Source organism: Pseudomonas sp. NPDC087639 (assembly GCF_044743385.1).
In the GTDB taxonomy this organism is placed as follows: Bacteria; Pseudomonadota; Gammaproteobacteria; order Pseudomonadales; family Pseudomonadaceae; genus Aquipseudomonas.
Map to the genome: position 1 here is coordinate 1 of NZ_JBIUWI010000140.1, position 3,840 is coordinate 3,840.

Sequence of the window (3,840 nt, forward strand, 5' to 3'; positions counted from 1 at the left end):
GTATCCCTGATAATTCGGGTGCTGCCGCGCGCAGAATCCGCAGCGGGTTGGCATTTACCGTGAGCTCCGAAAGGGGAGGTCACGCATCATGGCTAATTTAGGCAGTGTTTCCGAAGCGTTCGCTCGAGGTCATTCGCAGTTGACTGCACTTTGTGAACTGGCCTTGAATGTTTGCCTGCCAGGCGAGTTAAAACTCTGCTCGGCGGTGTGATTCAGGCCTCATGTCACCTGCGCTTGTTACAACTGCAAACTCCACCGTTACGTAGCGAAAGCCCCGTAGGACGGCCTCGCGTCCTGGTGAATTGCGTTGGTCAGGGCCGGTTTTTGACCGTGGTGCCGCTGTCCAGGCCGCTTTTGGCGGCGTTCGCGACTATAGCAGCAATGATTAAGTGCTTCAATTCCATAAAAATTGTTATCATCCGCGCCATGACAACTACTGCCCCTTCGACTCCAGGCGTTCAACTGCTTGAAGTCTCGCCGGAGTATGCCGGCCAACGAATCGACAATTTCCTCCTCGCCCGGCTCAAAGGCGTGCCCAAGACCTTGATTTACCGCATTTTGCGCAAAGGCGAAGTGCGTGTGAACAAAGGTCGGATCAAGCCCGAATACAAGCTGCAGGCCGGCGATATCGTGCGTGTGCCACCAGTTCGCGTGCCGGAGCGTGACGAGCCGGTGCCTCTGGCCCAAGGCCTTTTGCAGCGCCTGGAAGCCTCGATTGTCTACGAAGACAAAGCGCTGATCGTGATCAACAAGCCCGCCGGCATTGCGGTTCACGGCGGCAGCGGTTTGAATTTCGGCGTAATCGAAGCCTTTCGTCAGTTGCGTCCGGATGCCAAGGAGCTGGAACTGGTTCACCGTCTCGATCGCGACACCTCCGGCCTGCTGATGATCGCCAAGAAGCGCAGCATGCTGCGTCACTTGCACGAAAAACTGCGTGGCGATGGCGTCGATAAACGCTACATGGCGCTGGTTCGCGGTAACTGGGCGACCTCGATCAAGCAGGTCAGTGCGCCGTTGCTCAAGAGCAATCTGCGCTCCGGCGAGCGCATGGTCGAAGTCAATGATGAAGGCAAAGAAGCCCTGACCGTGTTCAAGGTGCTGCGCCGCTTCGGCGATTTCGCCACCATGGTCGAGGCCAAGCCTGTTACCGGGCGTACCCACCAGATTCGCGTCCATACCTTGCACGCCGGGCATTGCATTGCCGGTGACAGCAAGTACGGCGATGACGACTTCACCAAGGAAATCCGTGATCTGGGCGGCAAGCGCCTGTTCCTGCACGCTTACATGCTGACCGTGCCCCTGCCCGATGGCGGCAAGCTGACCTTGCAGGCCCCGGTCGATGAGATGTGGGCCAAAACTGTGGAGCGCCTGAGTGCAGCACCCTGATTACAAATTGCTGATTTTTGATTGGGACGGCACGCTGGCTGATTCCATTGGTCGGATTGTCGAGGCGATGCACGTTGCGTCCGAACGTTCCGGTTTTCAGTTGCGTGACGATTTTGCCGTCAAAGGCATTATTGGTCTGGGCTTGCCGGAGGCGATACGCACGCTGTATCCCGAGATCGGCGATGCCGAGCTGATTGCATTCCGTGAGTTTTACGCTGAGCACTACATCGCCGCGGAGGCCGTACCTTCGCCGTTGTTCGAAGGTGTTGTCGAGTCGATGGCCTCGTTTCGCGATGATGGCTATCACTTGGCTGTCGCGACTGGTAAGGCCCGTCGCGGGCTGGATCGCGTACTCAAGGCGCACGGCTGGGAAGATTATTTCGATATCACCCGCGCTGCCGATGAAACTGCCAGCAAGCCGCACCCTCTGATGCTTGAGCAGATTCTCGCCCATTGCGGCGTACGTCCCGAGCAGGCGCTGATGGTCGGGGATTCGTCCTTCGATCTCGAAATGGCGCGCAACGCAGGGATGGGCTCGGTAGCGGTCAGCTATGGCGCGCAATCGATCGAGGCGTTGAAGCTATTTGAGCCGCGCCTGTCGATCGACCGTTTTTCCGAATTGCATGCCTGGCTGGGGAAGCAGGCTTAATACGTTTTTGCTGGGGTGGATGGCATGACCGACGAATGGAAAGCACCGGCCAAGGCAAGTGCCGACGGCGGTGACGAGAAAATCTGGAAGCTGTTGGAGAAGACCCTTCTGGCAGGTGTGCAGGAGCAGCGGCGCTCGCGGCGTTGGGGGATTTTCTTCAAGCTGCTGACGTTTGTTTATCTGTTTGTTGCGCTGATCCTGTTCACGCCGCTGATGGACATGGAAAAGAGCGCCACACGCGGCACCAACTACACCGCTTTGATCGATGTCACTGGCGTGATCGCCGACAAGGAGCCGGCCAGTGCCGACAATATTGTCGGTAGCCTGCGTGCTGCATTCGAAGACAAGAAGGTCAAGGGTGTCATCCTGCGGATCAACAGCCCGGGCGGCAGTCCGGTGCAGTCGGGTTATGTGTATGACGAGATCAAACGCCTGCGAGCGCTGCATCCGGATACCAAGTTGTATGCGGTGATCTCCGATCTCGGCGCGTCGGGTGCGTATTACATCGCCAGCGCGGCGGATCAGATCTATGCCGACAAAGCGAGTCTGGTTGGCTCCATTGGTGTGACGGCGGCGGGTTATGGCTTTGTCGGGACCATGGAGAAGCTCGGTGTCGAGCGTCGTACGTACACGTCCGGCGAGCACAAGTCGTTCCTTGATCCGTTCCAGCCACAGAAGCCTGAAGAAACTGCGTTCTGGCAAAGCGTGCTGGACACTACGCACAAGCAGTTCATCAATAGCGTCAAGCAAGGCCGTGGCGACCGTCTGAAGGACAAAGAGCATCCGGAGCTATTCTCAGGGCTGGTCTGGTCGGGCGAGCAAGCACTGCCGCTTGGGCTGATTGATGGCTTGGGTAATGCCAGTTCCGTGGCGCGTGACGTGATCGGCGAGAAAGAACTGGTGGATTTCACTGTTCAGGAATCACCGTTCGACCGTTTCTCGAAGAAGCTTGGTGCCAGCGTGGCTGAGCAGTTGGCGATGTGGATGGGTTTCCAGGGGCCTTCGTTGCGCTGAGTTGTCGATGCATAAAAAAACCGGCCTTGATGGCCGGTTTTTTGTGGTCATGGGATTTGCACGCCCTCGACCAGCAGCATGTCGATCAGGCGAATCAGCGGCAGGCCGATCAGGCTGGTGGCGTCCGGGCCTTCAGTGGACTGGAACAGGCTCACGCCGAGGCCTTCGGCCTTGAAGCTGCCAGCGCAGTCGTAAGGCTGTTCGATGCGCAGGTAGCGCTCGATGCGAGCCATGTCGAGTTGACGCATGTGTACGGTGAATGGCACGCAATCGACCTGACATTGACCGGTCTGGCTATTGAGAAGGGCCAGGCCGGTCAAGAAGGTCACGCTGGCGCCGCTGGCAGCCAGCAGCTGTTCGCGGGCCTTCTCGAAGGTGTGCGGCTTGCCGATGATCTGATCGCCGAGGACGGCCACCTGGTCCGAGCCGATAATCAGATGAGCGGGATGGCTGTCGGCAAGTGCGCGGGCTTTTTGTTCGGCGAGGCGTTTGACCAGATCGATTGCCAATTCGCCTGGGCGGTGGCTTTCATCGATATCTGGCGAGCTGCAGACGAACGGCAGGTGCAGGCGGGCGAGTAATTCGCGGCGATAAGTCGAGCTTGAAGCGAGTAATAAAGGCAGCATTCGCGTCTCCTGAGGCAGGTGCGGATTCTAGCGGAGGCACGCAAGTGACGGACAGGGCACAATTTCCTTTGACATGGGTGGGTGCATCCCTATAATGCTGCGCCTATGTTGAATGACCCGATTCCACCTCACGTTGACCCGCGCAAATTGGCTGACCGTGGCACC

The 3,840-nt window shown here is 58.2% G+C and carries 4 protein-coding genes; 3 read left to right on the plus strand and 1 reads right to left on the minus strand.

The features are described 5' to 3' along the window. Positions 1-426 precede the first annotated feature (426 nt). The 3 genes from rluC to sppA are packed head-to-tail and all read left to right on the plus strand — an operon-like array spanning position 427 to position 3,049. A complete protein-coding gene (rluC, locus tag ACIOVB_RS27130) occupies positions 427-1,386 on the plus strand; it encodes a 23S rRNA pseudouridine(955/2504/2580) synthase RluC (protein ID WP_187677799.1) in 960 nt (319 codons plus the stop codon). Then, positions 1,373-2,035, plus strand: coding sequence for an HAD-IA family hydrolase (locus ACIOVB_RS27135; protein WP_401272227.1), 663 nt, complete (start codon positions 1,373-1,375; stop codon positions 2,033-2,035). Before rluC ends, ACIOVB_RS27135 begins: the two co-directional genes overlap by 14 nt. 24 nt (positions 2,036-2,059) lie before the next feature. Next, positions 2,060-3,049, plus strand: coding sequence for a signal peptide peptidase SppA (sppA, locus tag ACIOVB_RS27140; RefSeq protein WP_401272228.1), 990 nt, complete (start codon positions 2,060-2,062; stop codon positions 3,047-3,049). Positions 3,050-3,096: 47 nt separating this feature from the next. Here the strand turns inward: sppA and ACIOVB_RS27145 are convergent, their stop codons facing one another. After that, positions 3,097-3,675, minus strand: a complete 579-nt coding sequence (locus ACIOVB_RS27145; RefSeq protein ID WP_401272229.1) for a Maf family protein — start codon at positions 3,673-3,675, stop codon at positions 3,097-3,099. Between the last annotated feature and the right edge of the window lie 165 nt (positions 3,676-3,840).